Annotated in this window: 15 protein-coding genes; 8 read left to right on the top strand and 7 right to left on the bottom strand. The window is 52.8% G+C overall.

The window, feature by feature from the left end; genetic code table 11:
• The first annotated feature begins 231 nt into the window (after nucleotides 1-231).
• The gene (locus DDZ13_RS03670) at nucleotides 232-966 is read left to right on the top strand and encodes a Bax inhibitor-1/YccA family protein (protein WP_110130272.1); all 735 of its coding nucleotides are present in this window, start codon (nucleotides 232-234) and stop codon (nucleotides 964-966) included.
• Between the two features lie 122 nt (nucleotides 967-1,088).
• Here DDZ13_RS03670 and DDZ13_RS03665 read toward each other — a convergent pair whose 3' ends face one another.
• Both DDZ13_RS03665 and DDZ13_RS03660 read right to left on the bottom strand, forming a co-directional pair.
• Nucleotides 1,089-1,535, bottom strand: coding sequence for an ACT domain-containing protein (locus tag DDZ13_RS03665; RefSeq protein WP_110130074.1), 447 nt, complete (start codon nucleotides 1,533-1,535; stop codon nucleotides 1,089-1,091).
• Between the two features lie 177 nt (nucleotides 1,536-1,712).
• The gene (locus tag DDZ13_RS03660) at nucleotides 1,713-3,650 is read right to left on the bottom strand and encodes a PAS domain-containing sensor histidine kinase (RefSeq protein WP_158279769.1); all 1,938 of its coding nucleotides are present in this window, start codon (nucleotides 3,648-3,650) and stop codon (nucleotides 1,713-1,715) included.
• A gap of 1,066 nt (nucleotides 3,651-4,716) precedes the next feature.
• On the opposite strand from DDZ13_RS03660, the gene DDZ13_RS03650 reads away from it, so the two are divergent.
• Nucleotides 4,717-5,817 carry a coiled-coil domain-containing protein gene (locus DDZ13_RS03650; RefSeq protein ID WP_110130071.1) on the top strand — a complete coding sequence of 367 codons (1,101 nt, stop codon included), beginning with the start codon at nucleotides 4,717-4,719 and terminating at the stop codon, nucleotides 5,815-5,817.
• 18 nt (nucleotides 5,818-5,835) lie between these two features.
• On the opposite strand, the gene DDZ13_RS03645 is transcribed toward DDZ13_RS03650, so the two are convergent.
• Nucleotides 5,836-6,411, bottom strand: coding sequence for a DNA-3-methyladenine glycosylase (locus DDZ13_RS03645; RefSeq protein WP_110130271.1), 576 nt, complete (start codon nucleotides 6,409-6,411; stop codon nucleotides 5,836-5,838).
• Nucleotides 6,412-6,611: 200 nt separating this feature from the next.
• On the opposite strand from DDZ13_RS03645, the gene DDZ13_RS03640 reads away from it, so the two are divergent.
• Both DDZ13_RS03640 and DDZ13_RS03635 read left to right on the top strand, forming a co-directional pair.
• Nucleotides 6,612-7,631, top strand: coding sequence for a zinc-binding alcohol dehydrogenase family protein (locus DDZ13_RS03640; RefSeq protein ID WP_110130070.1), 1,020 nt, complete (start codon nucleotides 6,612-6,614; stop codon nucleotides 7,629-7,631).
• Between the two features lie 41 nt (nucleotides 7,632-7,672).
• Nucleotides 7,673-8,086, top strand: coding sequence for a Dabb family protein (locus tag DDZ13_RS03635; protein WP_110130069.1), 414 nt, complete (start codon nucleotides 7,673-7,675; stop codon nucleotides 8,084-8,086).
• On the opposite strand, the gene DDZ13_RS03630 is transcribed toward DDZ13_RS03635, so the two are convergent.
• A complete protein-coding gene (locus DDZ13_RS03630; RefSeq protein WP_110130068.1) occupies nucleotides 8,083-9,813 on the bottom strand; it encodes a Na+/H+ antiporter NhaC family protein in 1,731 nt (576 codons plus the stop codon). The two genes, DDZ13_RS03635 and DDZ13_RS03630, sit on opposite strands and share 4 nt — an antisense overlap.
• A gap of 42 nt (nucleotides 9,814-9,855) precedes the next feature.
• On the opposite strand from DDZ13_RS03630, the gene DDZ13_RS03625 reads away from it, so the two are divergent.
• A complete protein-coding gene (locus DDZ13_RS03625) occupies nucleotides 9,856-10,089 on the top strand; it encodes a hypothetical protein (protein ID WP_110130067.1) in 234 nt (77 codons plus the stop codon).
• Between the two features lie 25 nt (nucleotides 10,090-10,114).
• Here the strand turns inward: DDZ13_RS03625 and DDZ13_RS03620 are convergent, their stop codons facing one another.
• The 3 genes from DDZ13_RS03620 to DDZ13_RS03610 form a co-directional block, all read right to left on the bottom strand.
• On the bottom strand, nucleotides 10,115-11,482 hold the full coding sequence (locus DDZ13_RS03620) for a sulfatase-like hydrolase/transferase (RefSeq protein WP_110130066.1): 1,368 nt from the start codon (nucleotides 11,480-11,482) through the stop codon (nucleotides 10,115-10,117).
• An 82-nt stretch (nucleotides 11,483-11,564) separates the two neighbouring features.
• Nucleotides 11,565-11,930 carry a SpoIIAA family protein gene (locus tag DDZ13_RS03615; protein ID WP_110130065.1) on the bottom strand — a complete coding sequence of 122 codons (366 nt, stop codon included), beginning with the start codon at nucleotides 11,928-11,930 and terminating at the stop codon, nucleotides 11,565-11,567.
• A 146-nt stretch (nucleotides 11,931-12,076) separates the two neighbouring features.
• Nucleotides 12,077-13,453, bottom strand: coding sequence for an NAD-dependent succinate-semialdehyde dehydrogenase (locus DDZ13_RS03610; RefSeq protein ID WP_110130064.1), 1,377 nt, complete (start codon nucleotides 13,451-13,453; stop codon nucleotides 12,077-12,079).
• 104 nt (nucleotides 13,454-13,557) lie between these two features.
• Between DDZ13_RS03610 and DDZ13_RS03605 the strand changes: the two genes are divergently transcribed.
• From DDZ13_RS03605 to DDZ13_RS03595, 3 genes are all read left to right on the top strand, one after another.
• Nucleotides 13,558-13,860, top strand: coding sequence for a Dabb family protein (locus DDZ13_RS03605; protein WP_110130063.1), 303 nt, complete (start codon nucleotides 13,558-13,560; stop codon nucleotides 13,858-13,860).
• A gap of 70 nt (nucleotides 13,861-13,930) precedes the next feature.
• Nucleotides 13,931-14,767 carry an ion transporter gene (locus DDZ13_RS03600; protein WP_110130062.1) on the top strand — a complete coding sequence of 279 codons (837 nt, stop codon included), beginning with the start codon at nucleotides 13,931-13,933 and terminating at the stop codon, nucleotides 14,765-14,767.
• A 179-nt stretch (nucleotides 14,768-14,946) separates the two neighbouring features.
• Nucleotides 14,947-15,531, top strand: a complete 585-nt coding sequence (locus tag DDZ13_RS03595) for a PEP-CTERM sorting domain-containing protein (RefSeq protein WP_158279768.1) — start codon at nucleotides 14,947-14,949, stop codon at nucleotides 15,529-15,531.
• The last annotated feature ends 46 nt before the right edge of the window (nucleotides 15,532-15,577 follow it).

The following is a 15,577-nucleotide window of genomic DNA, read 5'->3' as shown; positions in this document are numbered from 1 at the left end:
GGCACACAATAAGATTCTTAGCAATGAAGCAGACGAACTCGAATGGCACTCACTTAAGGACTTTCTCATGGTAGCGATTCGTCCACGTAGGCAGCCTGCCTTAGCCAACTGCCCGCAAGTGCAAACGGGACCGCCTGCCTTTACAAGGTCACAGGGCTAAAGCACTGTAACTACGTTAAATAAGCTTACGTTAGCGCTATTCCAGACAAAACCGAAAACGAACCAACGATGATACGAACAGGAAACCCGACTCTAACGGATAACACATTTCAAGACGTCGCTACGGATGGAAATTTCATGACCTTGGGCGGAACGGTCAATAAGACCGCTATGATGCTCCTGGGCGTTGTGGCAACCGCAGCCCTAAGTTGGCGGCGCACGGTCGGGGCGGAGGAGCCGTCGGAGCTCATTGCCTACATCGCAGTCGGCGCAATCGGGGGTTTTCTCGTCGCCTTGGTGACTGTATTCAAAAAAGAGTGGTCACCCGTGACAGCGCCGCTCTATGCGGTACTGGAAGGGCTTGTGTTAGGGGTTATCTCAGCATTGTTTGAGATGATGTATCCCGGTATTGTTTTTCAAGCCGTTTTGCTGACTTTTGGCACCCTGGCCTCTCTGCTGGTGGCCTACCGAAGCGGCTTGATCCAAGCGACCGAGAATTTCAAACTGGGGGTCACCGCCGCCACCGGTGGCATTGCGATGATTTATCTCATCGGCTGGATCATGAGCTTGTTCGGCGGCAGTATCCCCTACATTCATGAAAGTGGCATGATCGGGATCGGATTCAGCCTTTTCGTCGTCGTTATCGCGGCCTTAAATCTCGTGCTCGACTTTGATTTCATCGAGCAGGGTGTGGCACGCGGAGCTCCAAAGTATATGGAGTGGTTTGCCGCTTTTGGCCTGCTCGTCACCCTGGTCTGGCTCTATCTGGAAATCCTTCACTTGCTTTCTAAAATACGCGGCAGGTGAAGAAAGCAGACGAGAGCCCATGGTCTACTGAGAGCACAGATAACGGGAGAAACTTATCTGAACCGATCTGTGAAAACGGTAGACTTGAATGGTTCAATCAATGAAGTACGCCAACGGTTCGCTTAGACACCGATACGGTTCTCGTTAAATTTAACGAGTGCCTGAGCATCGTTGGCTGTATGCAAGACCACGCAGCAATTACCACCCTTGTCCGTCGTGCTGGCGTAGACATGATGTACATCAATTTCGCTTTCCGCCAGAATCTCCGTCACGCGATGTAGGATGCCCGGCTTATGCGGAACCGTCAGTAGAATGACATCTTCCGCCTGAGACTTATAGCCGTGCTCGCCAAGTGTGTCCCCAGCACGCAGATTATCATCCGTCACCAAGCGAATGAAAGCCTGGCCTGCCAGGGCATGCGCATCGATTGCCAACAAGTTGATCCCGCGATCCGCCAAAGCCCGTGCGACATCTGCCAGTATACCGATGCGGTTAGCGACCTTGATCATGACTTCCTTGCCCATCTGAGCTTTTAGATCCATTTCTCTCACCTCCTTCGTACGTATCATAGGTACTTCAATGAAATCAGGCAATACAATCTTTGCCGTGCGAACCAGTGGCGAAACTCGCCGGAAACAAGCCGTAGATCCCCTTAAGCATCCCTCAATGAGCCCGAAAAAGCGCTCCTGCCTCGCAAACGTATCGATTATTAATGCGAGCAACAGATCGCCCGCCACACCGCAAACTCAGGCAAAATCTATAATCGCCGCCCGCAATTGCTCCGGTTTCACCGGCTTATTCAAGACCCGTGAAAAACCTAATTTCGAACATGCCTCTTTTTGCTCAGGCCGCACATCCGCAGTAACTGCCACAATGGGGGTATTTTGATTTGGGCCGGAAGAGTTGCGAATTCCTCTCGTGATATCCATACCACTCACATTGGGCATATGGAGATCCAAAAAGATAAGATCAAAGGCTTCTGACAGTGCCAATGAATGCCCTTCCTTCGGATCATTCACGGTTACAGACTCCACTCCGATTTGATTGATCGCGGCCTTGAAATAGAGCAGATTCGGCATGTCATCATCAATGACGAGAACACGAAAACTTTTTTCAGCGAGTTCAACCTTATGGTTCAACAGAGTATCCGGTGCATCTTCCTGACCAACCAACCTCATCGGGAGTTTGACCGTAAAAGTGGCCCCTTCCCCGGATTGACTGGTGACCGAAATCTCCCCGCCCATAAGATCACAAAGACGCTGGCAAATCGCCAACCCCAACCCGGTACCCCCCTCTTTTCGCGTATTACTTGAATCCAATTGGGTAAAGCGCTCAAAAATATATTCCACCTGATCTTTCGGGATACCACTGCCCGTATCTGTAAAAGTCGCCACAAACATGTTTTCCCCTGCATTATCGGTGTGTGTGCTCAGATCAACACGCACGAAACCTTCATTGGTAAATTTGACTGCATTGGAAATTAAGTTACGGACAATTTGCTGAAAACGCTTAGGGTCGATAAGAAGTTCGTCGGGCAAATCTTCGGATACGGACAATGAAAGCTCCAAACCCTTCTCTTTGGCCTTGGCGTCAAACTCACGACAGACATCCTGAGTCGTTTCGTGGATATTGGTAGGAACAGGAGTCAGTGTCATGTGCCCCTCATCCAGAGTACAGAAATCCAAAATATCGGAAATAAGCTCCAGTAGGTTACGTCCGCATTGATCGATCATGTCCAGCAGCTTCAGATCCGCAGGATCTTTCAGGTGATCCCTCAACAGGTCGCTGCAACCGATGATCGGATTCAAGGGTGTGCGGAGTTCATGACTCATGACTGCCAAAAATTCGGACTTTGCCGCATTGGCCCGCTCTGCCTCTTCTTTGGCTTTGGCCAACGTGTCGTAAGCGTAGACAAGTTCCGTAATATCCCAATTCGTCCCAACGATACCAATGAGATCGTGCTCATCGTTACAAATCAACCGGGCACGCGCATCGATCCAACGAACGCTGCCATTCTTCAAGACAATCCGGAATTTGGTATAAATATCCTGGTCCGGAGTCTTCGCCGACTGAAATTCCGCCTTCGCAGCAGGCAGGTCGTCGGGGTGTACCCGCTTCTCCCAGGAATCGATCACACCTTCAAACTCCTCGGGAGTTACATCGTAGATACGATGCATGGCGTCATCCCAGATCAATTTATCCGCCGGAATATCATACTCCCAAACACCTACCTTGGCTGCGCTTGTGGCCATATCGAGACGCTGAGTTAAAATCTCCAATTGCCTGGCTTGATTCACCTGCTCGGTGGTCTCAACAAATGAAATGATAATTCCGTCCCGAAACTTGTTCACACTCACCTGAAACATCCCGTGCAGGCCATCCCGGTCGTAAAAGTGATCGAAGTTGTAAGGCTCCCCGCTTTCGAGCACTCCGACAAATTTGTCGAAAAGCCCTTCTTCTTTGATTCCGGGAAAGAGTTTGAGAAAGCGGTGACCGATTAATTCATCCTGTCCCTTGCCGAGTGCCAGTTCGGCTTTTTTATTCGCGTAGATGTAAACAAAGTCTTCGGCCACGCCGGATGAATTTCGAATTGCATCCAAAGCCACGATTCCGTGATAGGCATTGTTCAGGACACCCTCCAGTAGTTCTTCTTTTTCTTCGGGAGAGATATTTTCAAATGCCATAGTTGCCAACATGAATAAAGATAGCGCTGGACGATTTTGACAACTGTATTTGCAGGGGACGGGGCGACCATAACAGTCCCCCGTGAAGGACATGGTTCAGGGCGATTACGAAATGTGCGCGTTTCTATTAATCCGTGAAATTACGGAAATTTCACACAAAAAGTTAATCTTGAGATGTAAGGGCATTGTTTCTCGCTCGTTTAAAAAGCCCATGCATCACAACTCTTACTACTTTCGCGCCTCCGCCATGAATAAGACGACATGCATTACCGTTCTCCTTTTGAGCTTAAACCACTTAATCAATGCCGCTATAGCAATAACTGTCACTCCTATCGGCAGCGGATTAAACTTTAAGTTCGAAGGAACCGCCTCCGGCAATTTACTGTAAACCGGTGGTTACACCCAGTTTTCCGCCGATGATGGGACTTTGAATTATAGCTACTTTTACAGAAACCGTCGCGGGGAGGAGGTCAGCCGATTTTTAATTGGTGAAGGTGGTTCTGTGGATTCTCGTGTATACCAGGCGACACGTGGTGGTGATTTTGCGTTTCTACTTAGTAGCTCATTTGCCACACTGCCGGAACTCGGGTCTGCAGCAGTGAGTACAATTGATGCTACGGATAACGTCATTTTCACATGGAGAGTGGAAGCCAGCAACATAGATGGTCCGTCTACTGACGTACTCATAGCGGGCAACACAGCCAACCTGATCGTTAATCGTGAGTAATACCTACCTGATGTTAGCTATGAAACCCTTAATTTGGATCCTGGTGTGGCATTTGATACAATCTACAACCTCAACGACGGCGACTCCATCGTACTGGAATCAGTACCGGAACCTCGCTTAGCGCTCTTTGGTACGCTATTCATGCTGGCCTGTCGCTTAGTGCGTCGCCACCGCTAATTTTACCGGGATAGTCGTAATGAAAGCCCAGGTCCGTGAACCGTGGGCTTTTTAGTAGGCGCACATGCCGCACGGTTCTTTTGTAAAGAGTTTCTAAAACCCCACATTTCAGGGATTTTTGGCGGACAATATTGGGAATCTATACTTATATGTTTATCTCGGATGTCCAAAAATACCGATAGGCAACTCGAAAAAACGCTTGATCGTTTTCTCAAAACCCACTCTGCCCGGCGCGTTGCCCTGGCGGCCACTTTGCTTGGGGCCGCTTCGCTCGGCGCCGCCTGGCTGGTGTATGCCTTAACCGTAAGTGCCATCTTCAGTATACTCGCTTTTGGACTCGTCGGTCTCATCTCGGTCAACATCGCGATACTTGTGGTCATCCCGCCTGCGAGGGAGCTGGAAAAGTCAAAGCAGTTGCTTCTGGGCATCGTCAAAGACCGCTCGCGCATCAAGTCGATCGGGAAGCATAAAGTGACCCTCTTCGATCAATCCGGCGAAGCGCACACCCTGAAAGGCTGGGAATTAAAGGCATGGGAGCAGATCATCGTCCCCTGCTTCATCAAGAGTGGCATCGATCTGGCCCAGCCGAAAAGCAAGCCGGAACGAAAACTCACCGCTTCCGAACGCCGCTACATCGAAGAGCAGAAAAAACTCATGCTTGAGCGGGAGAAGAGCATGGCAGAGGAACAAAAACGAATCTCACACGAAAAGGCCCGTATTGAATCGGAGCGCCGTGAATTAAAGCGGCGCGACAAGGAACTGAACGATGCGGAAGAAATCGTCATCAACCGGCTTAGCGAGGTCGAGACGGTACAAGTTGAACTGGAGCAGATGCGCGAGAATCTCGATGTTAAAGCCGGCACCCTGGACGGGTCGCAGAATGCCGCCGACAGCGAATTACTCCGCAAGCGCGAAGCTGCCCTGAAGGCTAAAGAAGCCGAGCTGGAATCTCTCAAAAAGCAACTGCTCGAGGATCAACAGATTCTCAAATCCCAGAAAACGGACCTTAACCAGCTCAAGGGAGAACTTTTACAAACAACGGCAGCCGATACCGGACAGCCCATTAGTCACAGCACTGACGGACGCGAGGAGACACTGGAGGCAAAGCTGCGTAAACTGGAAGAGGAAAACCGCAAACTGGAAGAGCGTGCACGTGATGTGGAAAAAGCTGAAAGTACATTGATCGAAAAGCTAAACAACCTCAGCGAACGCGAAGCTTCTATTGAGCAAAACGAGATCAACTCGGGGATCCGCTTGGATTAAAAGCACGCCGAGGCTCATTCAGCTGACAGAGGGAAACTTTCTGCTCAGGCAATTCGAACCGGAATCACCGAAGCGCCAGTTTAACTCTGTCGCCTTGGAAATTCCGATTCGCGGCCCGGAGACAACGGCGCTCGCACTGCCTGCTTCCAATTGCCCCAACCCGCACTCCAAAAAGCTGCGACCGTGATGCTCGCCGCCGATTCCCATCGCCTGAGTGAGCCGGCCGGGACCTGCCATCAGCAGTTTGTCAGGAAAATTCCCACGCCGTTGCCGCATCGCTTTGATGCCCTGTACGGGCTCCAATGCGCGAAGCAGAACAAAACCGTCCCCCTCCGGTCCTTTGACCACGATATTGAAGAGCCAGTGCACCCCATAGTTCAGATAGACATAAGCGTCACCGGCTTTGTGTTCGTCGACAAACTGACGCGTCGACGGCCGCATGAAAGTATGGCAGGCCTCGTCGCCAATAGCGTGATACGCCTCGGTCTCAACGATTCTTCCGGAACAATCTCCCCAACCCAAGTGGCAACCGATCAAATCACGGGCACAGTCGACGGGATCACTTTGGAAGAATTCAGGTGTTAAAGAAGACATCGCTTTTGGGGTTTTGCTTTGGTGCGCAGGCATGTTCCGACGGCCATTCCTAAACTAAACGCCGGTTTAGCTTCGTCAACCGCCTCAACGGGTAGCGGAGGGAAAAGTTTTAAGGGATCCGCCCGGGCGTTGCATTTGCGACAGGATCTATCTTATGTAACAGTTCTACTTTCGATGCAATTGCATCCGATAAAAAAGACATGAAAGCTATAGGATACAGGAAAACCGGACCGATCAGTGCCCCTGATTCGCTAATTGAACTTGAAGCCGAGAAGCCGGACCTAGGACCGAGGGATTTGCTGGTCGAAGTCAGGGGTATCTCCGTCAATCCGGTGGACGTTAAAGTCCGGACTCGTCCACAGATGGGCCCTGCCGAAGGCGAGAGTAAAGTCATCGGCTATGACGCGGCGGGGATCGTAAGGGAGACGGGCAGCGAAGTAAGTTTGTTTCACGTCGGCGACGAAGTCTTTTACGCGGGTGACATTACGCGCCAAGGCACCAACGCAGAGTTTCACGCCGTGGATGAGCGCATCGTGGGAAATAAGCCCCGGTCGCTTGGATTTGCCGAAGCGGCAGGCATGCCTCTTACCGCAATCACCGCTTGGGAACTGCTGTTTGATTCGCTCGGGCTGAGCGAGGGCGGCGGCACCGATGAAGCATTGCTTATCATTGGCGCTGCCGGCGGTGTCGGCTCGATTCTGACCCAGTTAGCCCAGAAGCTCACCGACCTGAAGGTCGTCGCAACCGCCTCACGTCCGGAAACGGTTGAATGGGTCAAAAAAATGGGCGCCGACCATGTGATCAACCATCACGAGTCTTTGACGGAGCAAATGCAGAAACTAGGAACCGTACCACGATATGTTGCCTCTCTGAACGGTTCGGAGGACCACTTTGATGCGATTGTTGAATTGATTCAGCCGCGTGGCCATATCGCACTCATCGACGATCCGAAGACTTTGAACATCCACGCAATTAAACCAAAGTCGCTCAGCTTTAGTTGGGAGTACATGTTTGCTCGGCCGATGCACCAAACCCCCGACATGGAAAAACAACATGAGCTCCTCAACCGTGTCTCCAGCTTGCTCGACGAGGGCCGGCTCGTCAGCACCGTCACGAAGAATCTGGGTCAACTGAATGTGGAAAACCTCAAGACAGCCCACACCGAACAGGAAAGCGGCCGAGTCATCGGTAAGAACGTCTTGGATGGATTTTTCTCCTGAAAACTTGCGGGCAGGCAGTTTCCCGCAGAATATTCGACCCTATGAAACAATTTTTACTCTCGGCACTTTTATTTGCATTCATTTTTCCGGCCAGCGGCTACGCCGATCCAGCTGAAAGCAATGAATTTGATCCGACATTTACACATGTCGTCTATTTCTGGTTGAAGAATCCAAAAAGTGAATCCGATCGCGCCAAATTTGAAGCCGCGGTGAAGCAATTCATGCAGGACTCGAAATACGCGAAGACACGTTTCGTTGGCATCGCACCCAAGGCCACTCGCGACGTGGTGGATGATTCCTTCACCTACTCTCTGATTTTAAGTTTCGAGTCCGCTGAGGCGCAGGAAAAGTACCAGACCGAATCGGCCCACGTCGTATTTGTCGAGGCCTGCAAAGATCTTTGGGAAAAGGTAATCGTTTACGATTCAGTGCCCCTTCCAAAGACCGGAGTCTAAAATTCACCTCGGGATGCGAGCCGACGGGAGAAAAAGCAGGGTATGATGAAAAGAAGCACTGCTCCGGCCGAAAGGGAAAGGAACGGTGAAACCCCAAACCCAAGGGGCAGAAACCCGACAATTCCAGCAACCAGAGCTGCCAGCAAAGCGAAAGGCAACTGCGTGCGGACATGGTCGACCGGTTCGACACCGGACGCGATGGATGCCACTATCGTGGTATCACTAAACGGGCTGCAATGGTCCCCGAAGACCGCACCGCTAAAAACTGCCGCGATACTGGCAACAACCAGCGGTTCCGTGGTGGTGTAATCCACCGGGCCCCCGGCCAGTGAAAAGACCACGGGGATGGCCAGCGGCATGAGCACGGCCATGGTCCCCCAGGATGTACCGGTGGTAAAGGAGATAATAGCGCCGGTCAGAAAGACCGCTAGCGGGAAAAAGGCCGGCGGAAAATTACCTGACAGTAAACCCGCGATCAGATCGGCAGCACCCAACTCAGCGATGGCCCGCCCCAACATCCAGGCCGCTAGAAGAATGCAAACCGGACCGGAGATGTCGCGCACACCGGAAAGAAAGACTCGAAATGCGCCTTTCTTGACAATACGGGCATCCGCTCGACGAGAGTGGGCCAGTGCATAGGTGATACCCGCCACGACGGCTGCGAGTAGACAGGAGGCGACCATAATCTGCGGCACATGGCTCTCCGCAGCGGCATAAGCCTGCGCAAATTTTAAAAGATTCACGGGCCACCAGCTCTCGGCTCCAATCAGATAGCTCATGATCGGAATGGAAAGTGCCAACACAAGTATGGGCACGACTGCGATGCCCCAGTGGCTGACATGATTGTCATCACTTTCATCGGAAGTAATCTCCCTTTTCGGCTTGCCCGCCGCCTCGCGTTCATACGCCCCCATCGGCCCGGGGTTAAAATCACGAAGAATACAAACCAGTACCGTGATGAGAGCGAACCAACAGTAGAAATTCGCCGGAAGTGATTTGAAAAAGAGAGCATACGCACTGACTTCCAAGCCGACCTCGGCGTAGCCTTCCCGAATCATTGAGAGCTGAAATGCAATCCAGGTGGAAATAAAGGCAACACAGGCCACTGCCGATCCTGTGACATCGGACAGGTAGGCCAGCTTGACACGCGAGATACCAAAGCGGTCCGAAACGGAACGCATGAGCCGTCCGATCAGCATGGTGTTGGCGAGACCGTCAAAGAATACCAGCAGGCCGAAACCCACGATGCTCAACTGCACTCCGACCCGCGACTCGCCGCTGCGCCTCAGGGCCAGATGCAACAAACCAAACAGGCCACCGCCCGCTTCGACCAGCGCCACGAATCCTCCAAGGATCAAGGTAAATAAAATGGCACTGAGCTTCCAGTCCGACTGAAAAATGGGCAGAAATAGATCTACCACGGCAATCCGAAGCGCTTCCAGGACATCGCCTCCGGCCAGCAAGAGCGCACCAGAAACTGCCCCAAGTAGCAAACCGGCAAAGGCCCGGCGCAATAGGAAGACGATTACTAAGGCGACTCCACTTGGCCATAAAACCAGCCAAGGGTAGCCCTCACCTGCCAACAACAGGGAAAAAAGCAGAATACCAATGACGACGTACCACCCTGCCGCGAACCGCTTCGACTGTTGCCCCACACCGGTCATTCCCGGCATGCTGACAAGAACCGATCCGGCCAGAAAGAAAAAACGATAGCGCGGAACACGCATGAACGCTTGCCCTGTAGAAAAGGCCAGATTTAAAGTAGATTCATGAGTGACGAGGAAAATAGTGCCATTGAACGCTTGCTCGATCCCGATACCAGCACCGAAAAAAGGAAAGCTACACTAAAGTGGTTGGCGGAGTACTTGGAGGAGAGCTATATTCTCAATTTACCCACCTCAAAAGAGGTGATGCAGGCGCTGGAGAGTTTTTCCAAGCGTACCAAAGCGGATCCGGCACTTAAGGCCCGGGCGAAAAATCTCATCAAAAAGTATCGGCGCTAGAAGCATCCGAAGCCGGATTTCAGCGTTATTTATCCTGATAGAATTTTGCGAGGTGATCGTCAGCATAAGCCTTGAGGCGCTCAACGATCTCCGGATGGCGCTCCATCACATTGGTCGTTTCGTAGGGATCTTCAGCCAAATCGAAAAGCGCCCAGCCGATACGCCGCGTTGTTGTCGTTCCGCGCAGACCGTCGTTCCCCGCTTCCAGAACATGGCGGTAAGGATGTGGCAGATGCATCTTCCACCGCCCATCCGGACTCAGTACCGCCTCAAGGCGTCCGCCGTATTCAAAAACATAATACTCATGCGGGTGCGGTGTATCTTCATCACCCGCCAAAACCGGCCAGACATTTTTGCCGTCGATTTCGTGATCCGGCAAGCTGGCGCCCGTCAAGTACGCCAGTGTCGGCAACACATCGATGGTAAGAAGAGGGCGGTCGATAACAAGGCCGGATTCCAGCCCGGCAGGATACTTGATGATCGTCGGCGAGCGGGTTCCGCCATCGAAGCTTGTTCCCTTGTGCTCACGAAAAGGCGTCTTGCCGGCATGATTCCCGAACTCATCCCAAGGGCCGTTATCCGAACTGAAGATCACAATCGTCTCCCGCGCCACGCCGGCATCTTTCAGCGCCTGGTTAATCTGCCCCACCGACCAGTCGATTTCCATCATCACATCGCCATAAAGGCCCGCCCCGGATTTCCCCAGAAAAGCGTCGCTGCAATATAGCGGCACGTGGGGCATCGAGTGGGCGACGTACAAGAAGAAGGGCCGCTCTTTTTGCTTACGGATGAATTTAACTGCAGAATCAGTTGCCCACTTGGTGAGAAACTTCTGGTCGTGCGGGGTGACATCCTCAATCGCAATCTTGCCATCCTCCCAATAAGGTAAGGGGCCCTTACCTACGCGCGTCGCCCAAACTGGATTGAAGCGCCACATATCATTCGAAATCATTAATCCGGCGGAGCTGTCGAAGCCACGGGCCATAGGCCGGGTTTCGGGACGATCCCCGCAATGCCACTTACCATAGTGGGCGGTGGCATAGCCCTCAGCCTTCAACATTTCCGCAATCGTGGTAAACTTCGGGTTCAAACCGCGGCCACCCGGCCCATGGGCGCCAAAGACGCGGTGCCGGCCGGCATAACAACCGGACAACAAGCTCGATCTCGAAGACGAACATACTGCCGTCGGCACGTAAAATTGCGTCAACTGCAGTCCCTGCTCTGCCAAAGCTTCCACATGCGGCGTCGGATACGGTGGCGTACCGAAGGGATGAAAATCCGCGTAACCGGCATCATCGAGATAGATAATCACCACGTTCGGCTTTTGCCCGGCGGCACATGCCATCAGTGGAAGCGCCACCAGCAAGCACAGCAACATCTCCTTCAATTTCATGATCAAAGAGTAAGCTGTCCGGCGACCGGGTAAGGCAAGTACAAACCTTTGCCCGGGCTGGACGCGGCGACGGGCCGGCAAGTCAGAAACGACCTCCCGAGGCCCAACTCATCGCCATTTTCCGCTCTGAGGCTTCATAATAACGAAGCTCTGCCGAGGTAAAAGGTTTCCACAGTTTCGAGAGCCATTCTTCCCATTTTTTATCCCCCACGATAGCGATACGGGTAAAATCATTGTGATGCTTCAGATCAAACTTGGTATCCGCCCAGAGAGCACTCCCGGTCCAGCCGTGAAAATTCTTCAACTCCAAAAACAGGGCAATCTTATGATACTCCTCGATCTGCGTTTCCAGTTCGGGTGTGATCACCTGGAAGTCGATATCCGTTAGTTTTTCGGAGCATTCGACGGCAGCGAAGTCTCCCTGAGTTTCTGCTAGGAACTTGTGCATGATATTAGCATACCCTTCTCATCGTTCCAGGCAACCATCAAGTCGGGCTGACAGCGCATCAACCCCGCCCCGGATGCCAACAAAAGCTACGCAGAAATAGCTCGACCGAGAAGGCCATTCACGGAGTTTACGCAGCCGCAAAACCTTTAATCTTCTGGATACACCACGGTCTTCCGGTTGGAAAACTCGTAAATCCCCTGCGGACCGAGTTCCCGCCCGTAACCGGATTCTCGTATTCCGCCGAAGGGTTGGCGCGGATCACTTTTGACGAAGTCGTTGATGGCAACAGAGCCGACTGCAAGTTGCGCGGCGAGTTCGTGGGCCCGCTTGATATCCGCTGTAAATAAGGCCCCGCCGAGTCCATAATTGCTGGCGTTCGCCCATTCAATGGCCGTCGCCTCATCGGGGACTCGGGCGATCGCCGCAACCGGCCCAAAAAGTTCCTGGTCGAAGGCAGGCATGCCCGGCTTGATGCCGTCCAATACGGTGGCCGGATACCAATTTCCCGGGCGTTTCGGCACCTCTCCGCCCAATCGTAACTCGGCGCCGGCAGCTCGCGAATCTTCCACCTGTTCGTGCAGTTTGTCCCGCAGATTCGGACGGGCCAGCGGTCCAAGTCGAGCACCGGGATCAACGGGATCAGACATGGGATATGCCTGTATCCGCTCGACGATCCGCCCCACAAAGGATTCGTGGCGCTTTGCATCACCGACCACAATGAAGCGCTTGGCGGCAATGCAGGATTGCCCGCTATTGATCATGCGCGAAGCCACGCAAGCCTCGGCGGCCTGATCCAAGTCGGCATCTTCAAGAATGAGATAAGGGTCGGAACCACCCAGTTCCAGAACCGTTTTCTTAAGCTGCGCGCCGGCACTCGCCGCCACCGTGCGTCCGGCCTCTGTACTGCCGGTCAGAGTTATGCCCTGAACCGCCGCGTGCACGAAAGCGAAGCGAAGATCCTCTTCGTTGACCATAACGTTGCGCAAAAGATGAAGGGGAAAGCCCGCATCCTGAAACAGCGCTTCGATCGACAGCCCGCACTGCGGCGTGTTGGACGCATGCTTGAGCAATATTCCATTACCCGCAGAAACGGCGGGGATCGCCGCACGAAAGAGCTGCCAGAAGGGAAAGTTCCATGGCATAATATTCAAAATAACTCCCAGCGGCTCCGTACGTAAGTAAGCGGCACGGCCATCACCCGCTTCCAACTCGCTATTTTTCAGAAGCTCAACGGCATGTTCGGCATAATACTCGCAGACCCAGGCACACTTCTCGATCTCTGCCTGAGCCTGCTGGAGCGGCTTACCCATCTCAAGGGTGATGGTTCGGGCGAGGGAATCACGCTGGGCAAGCAGATTACCAGCTAGTTTCCGGACAGGGACGACGCGCTCCTCCGGCGCTTTTTTTGACCATGCAAGTTGGTCCGTCTCCATTTTCGCCAGAATCCCGATCAACTCCGAAGGTGGAATCTCAGGGAATTCGCGGACCTTTTCCCCTGTGGCTGGATTTACTGTCGCAAACATAGTTCCAGCTTAACACATCCGGCCTCCGCTCGTCGAGAACCGTTGTTTTTTTGTGACAGGATACCCGGTTGATTTTATACCGAGGAAAGGACAACATACGACGTATGATCCGACATTTGCTATTGATCCAGTTCAAGGACAACGCCACGACAGAACAAATCGACGAGGTCGAAGCGCTCTTCCGTGCCATCCCGGATAAAGTAGACGGTGTCGTCTCGACCGAATGGGGGCTCAATGACAGCCCGGAAGGGAAGAACAAGAACTTCACGCACGCCGTTCTGATGGACTTCGCCGATGAAGCCGGGCGCCACAACTACCTGCCCCACCCCGAACACGAAGCGCTGAAAGCCGTCTTCAAGCCCCTGGTCGAAGACATTATCGTCTTCGATTACACTGTGGCAGATTAGTAGCCGGAACAGTTCGGGGCCGCACATCCTTGCCCTTGCCATCCCGTTCTCGAACAGCTTCTCTAAACACATGCCCGGACGTTTCAGAGCTGAGTGCCGCCGCATCATCTTTCGATCGGACCATTGGGATGAAAAGGCCTTCGACGTCTTTTTGATCATTACCATCGTCGTTAGCGTCGGTCTCGTACTTTGGGAAAGTATTCCCACGATATCTCCGGAAATGCGTAACGCGCTTTACGTGGCGGAGTGGGTCATCACGGTACTTTTCACCATCGAATACGCCCTACGACTATATGTGTCCGAAAGCCCGGCACGTTACAGCCGAAGCTTCTTCGGTGTGGTTGATTTGCTGGCGATTCTACCGACCTATATCGATCTTCTACTTCCCGGAGCGCATTACCTGATGCTACTGAGAGTGCTGCGGGTACTGCGGATCTTCCGCGTTCTCAAGCTGGTCAAATATATCGGCGAAGCCAACACGCTCATGCGGGCCATGCGCTCGAGCGCACGCAAGATCGCCGTCTTTGTCTTCGCGGTGGTCAATCTTGTACTAATCCTCGGCTCGCTCATGTATCTGATCGAAGGTGCGGAAAACGGATTTACCAGTATCCCCAAAAGCGTCTATTGGGCTATCGTGACTTTAACCACGGTCGGCTATGGTGATATCTCGCCCCACACCCCGCTCGGCCAATTTGTGGCCTCCATTATAATGATTACCGGTTACGGCATTATCGCGGTGCCCACAGCCATCGTGACGAGCGAAATGACACGCCCCAAGGGCCCGGACGCCGACAACGACTATGTTTGTCCCGCCTGCGGGTGGGAATCCCACGACCACGATGCCACCTTCTGTAAAGTATGTGGCGATCGGTTGCCAAAACAGAACCACGCCCAACAAACCCATTAACCATCCCTCCTCCGGGAAACTATTGATTTAACGGCGTAACAAAATGGTAAATCAGGCATATTTTTTTCCTAAAACCATTGACTAGGAATTCGTGCAAAATCTTAGTTAAAGTAATGATATTCAGAATCATATCAACAGCTGTGGTCTTGTTCGCCACTTCTGTTAACGCAAATGTCCTCATGACCGACACATTTGAGGGCTCGCTTGGTAACTGGACGGCGCAAGGGAGCGCTTACCTTTACACACACGCCGGTTCGGGCTCGATGAACTATGCCACCAAAGGCACGGGTGCAGCTGCTGTTGTCTGCACCTGGGATGAAGGTCTGCTGACCATGACCGACGATCTCCGCTTGCACAGCAACCAAGCAACCAGCGTGACCATTACTTTCGACTATGAGTGGGACACAACGACAGCCACACGTCTGGTCTATGTCGATTATTCAACTGACGGGGGCAGAACGTGGTCCGACGACCTGGGAGACATTTCCGCCTGGGGCTCCTTCACCGGCATCCCTACCCTGGGCACGTTCTCCAAAACACTTGAAGAAAGGGAACTCGGCTCCTTCACCGATGACTTCAAGTTCAGAATAAGAGGTAAGGACGGGGGCAACCCCGTCACCGCTCACATTGATAACATACAAATCGTCGGAACCAATGTTGTCGCGGTCTCGCGGGTCAAAGACGACATCCCGGAACCTTCTGCGATGGCTCTGGTTTTTCTTCTTTTGTCGGCAATTGGATTCAAGCGCTCCCGACGCCTGTAACATCCCCCTGTCCATTCAGTGGAGATTTGACACGGGGCATCTGCCT

The organism is Coraliomargarita sinensis, assembly GCF_003185655.1.
Classification (GTDB): domain Bacteria; phylum Verrucomicrobiota; class Verrucomicrobiia; order Opitutales; family Coraliomargaritaceae; genus Coraliomargarita_B; species Coraliomargarita_B sinensis.
This window is presented reverse-complemented; position numbering and strand designations above follow the sequence as displayed.

What these genes read in the sequence shown, in the direction of transcription:
- DDZ13_RS03620 (WP_110130066.1), bottom strand. Translation starts at nt 11,482, where the DNA reads ATGAAATTGAAGGAGATGTTGCTGTGCTTGCTGGTGGCGCTTCCACTG.
- DDZ13_RS03665 (WP_110130074.1), bottom strand. Translation starts at nt 1,535, where the DNA reads ATGATACGTACGAAGGAGGTGAGAGAAATGGATCTAAAAGCTCAGATG.
- DDZ13_RS03650 (WP_110130071.1), top strand. Translation starts at nt 4,717, where the DNA reads ATGTCCAAAAATACCGATAGGCAACTCGAAAAAACGCTTGATCGTTTT.
- DDZ13_RS03600 (WP_110130062.1), top strand. Translation starts at nt 13,931, where the DNA reads ATGCCCGGACGTTTCAGAGCTGAGTGCCGCCGCATCATCTTTCGATCG.
- DDZ13_RS03645 (WP_110130271.1), bottom strand. Translation starts at nt 6,411, where the DNA reads ATGTCTTCTTTAACACCTGAATTCTTCCAAAGTGATCCCGTCGACTGT.
- DDZ13_RS03605 (WP_110130063.1), top strand. Translation starts at nt 13,558, where the DNA reads ATGATCCGACATTTGCTATTGATCCAGTTCAAGGACAACGCCACGACA.
- DDZ13_RS03615 (WP_110130065.1), bottom strand. Translation starts at nt 11,930, where the DNA reads ATGCACAAGTTCCTAGCAGAAACTCAGGGAGACTTCGCTGCCGTCGAA.
- DDZ13_RS03625 (WP_110130067.1), top strand. Translation starts at nt 9,856, where the DNA reads ATGAGTGACGAGGAAAATAGTGCCATTGAACGCTTGCTCGATCCCGAT.
- DDZ13_RS03630 (WP_110130068.1), bottom strand. Translation starts at nt 9,813, where the DNA reads ATGCGTGTTCCGCGCTATCGTTTTTTCTTTCTGGCCGGATCGGTTCTT.
- DDZ13_RS03660 (WP_158279769.1), bottom strand. Translation starts at nt 3,650, where the DNA reads ATGGCATTTGAAAATATCTCTCCCGAAGAAAAAGAAGAACTACTGGAG.
- DDZ13_RS03610 (WP_110130064.1), bottom strand. Translation starts at nt 13,453, where the DNA reads ATGTTTGCGACAGTAAATCCAGCCACAGGGGAAAAGGTCCGCGAATTC.
- DDZ13_RS03595 (WP_158279768.1), top strand. Translation starts at nt 14,947, where the DNA reads ATGACCGACACATTTGAGGGCTCGCTTGGTAACTGGACGGCGCAAGGG.
- DDZ13_RS03635 (WP_110130069.1), top strand. Translation starts at nt 7,673, where the DNA reads ATGAAACAATTTTTACTCTCGGCACTTTTATTTGCATTCATTTTTCCG.
- DDZ13_RS03640 (WP_110130070.1), top strand. Translation starts at nt 6,612, where the DNA reads ATGAAAGCTATAGGATACAGGAAAACCGGACCGATCAGTGCCCCTGAT.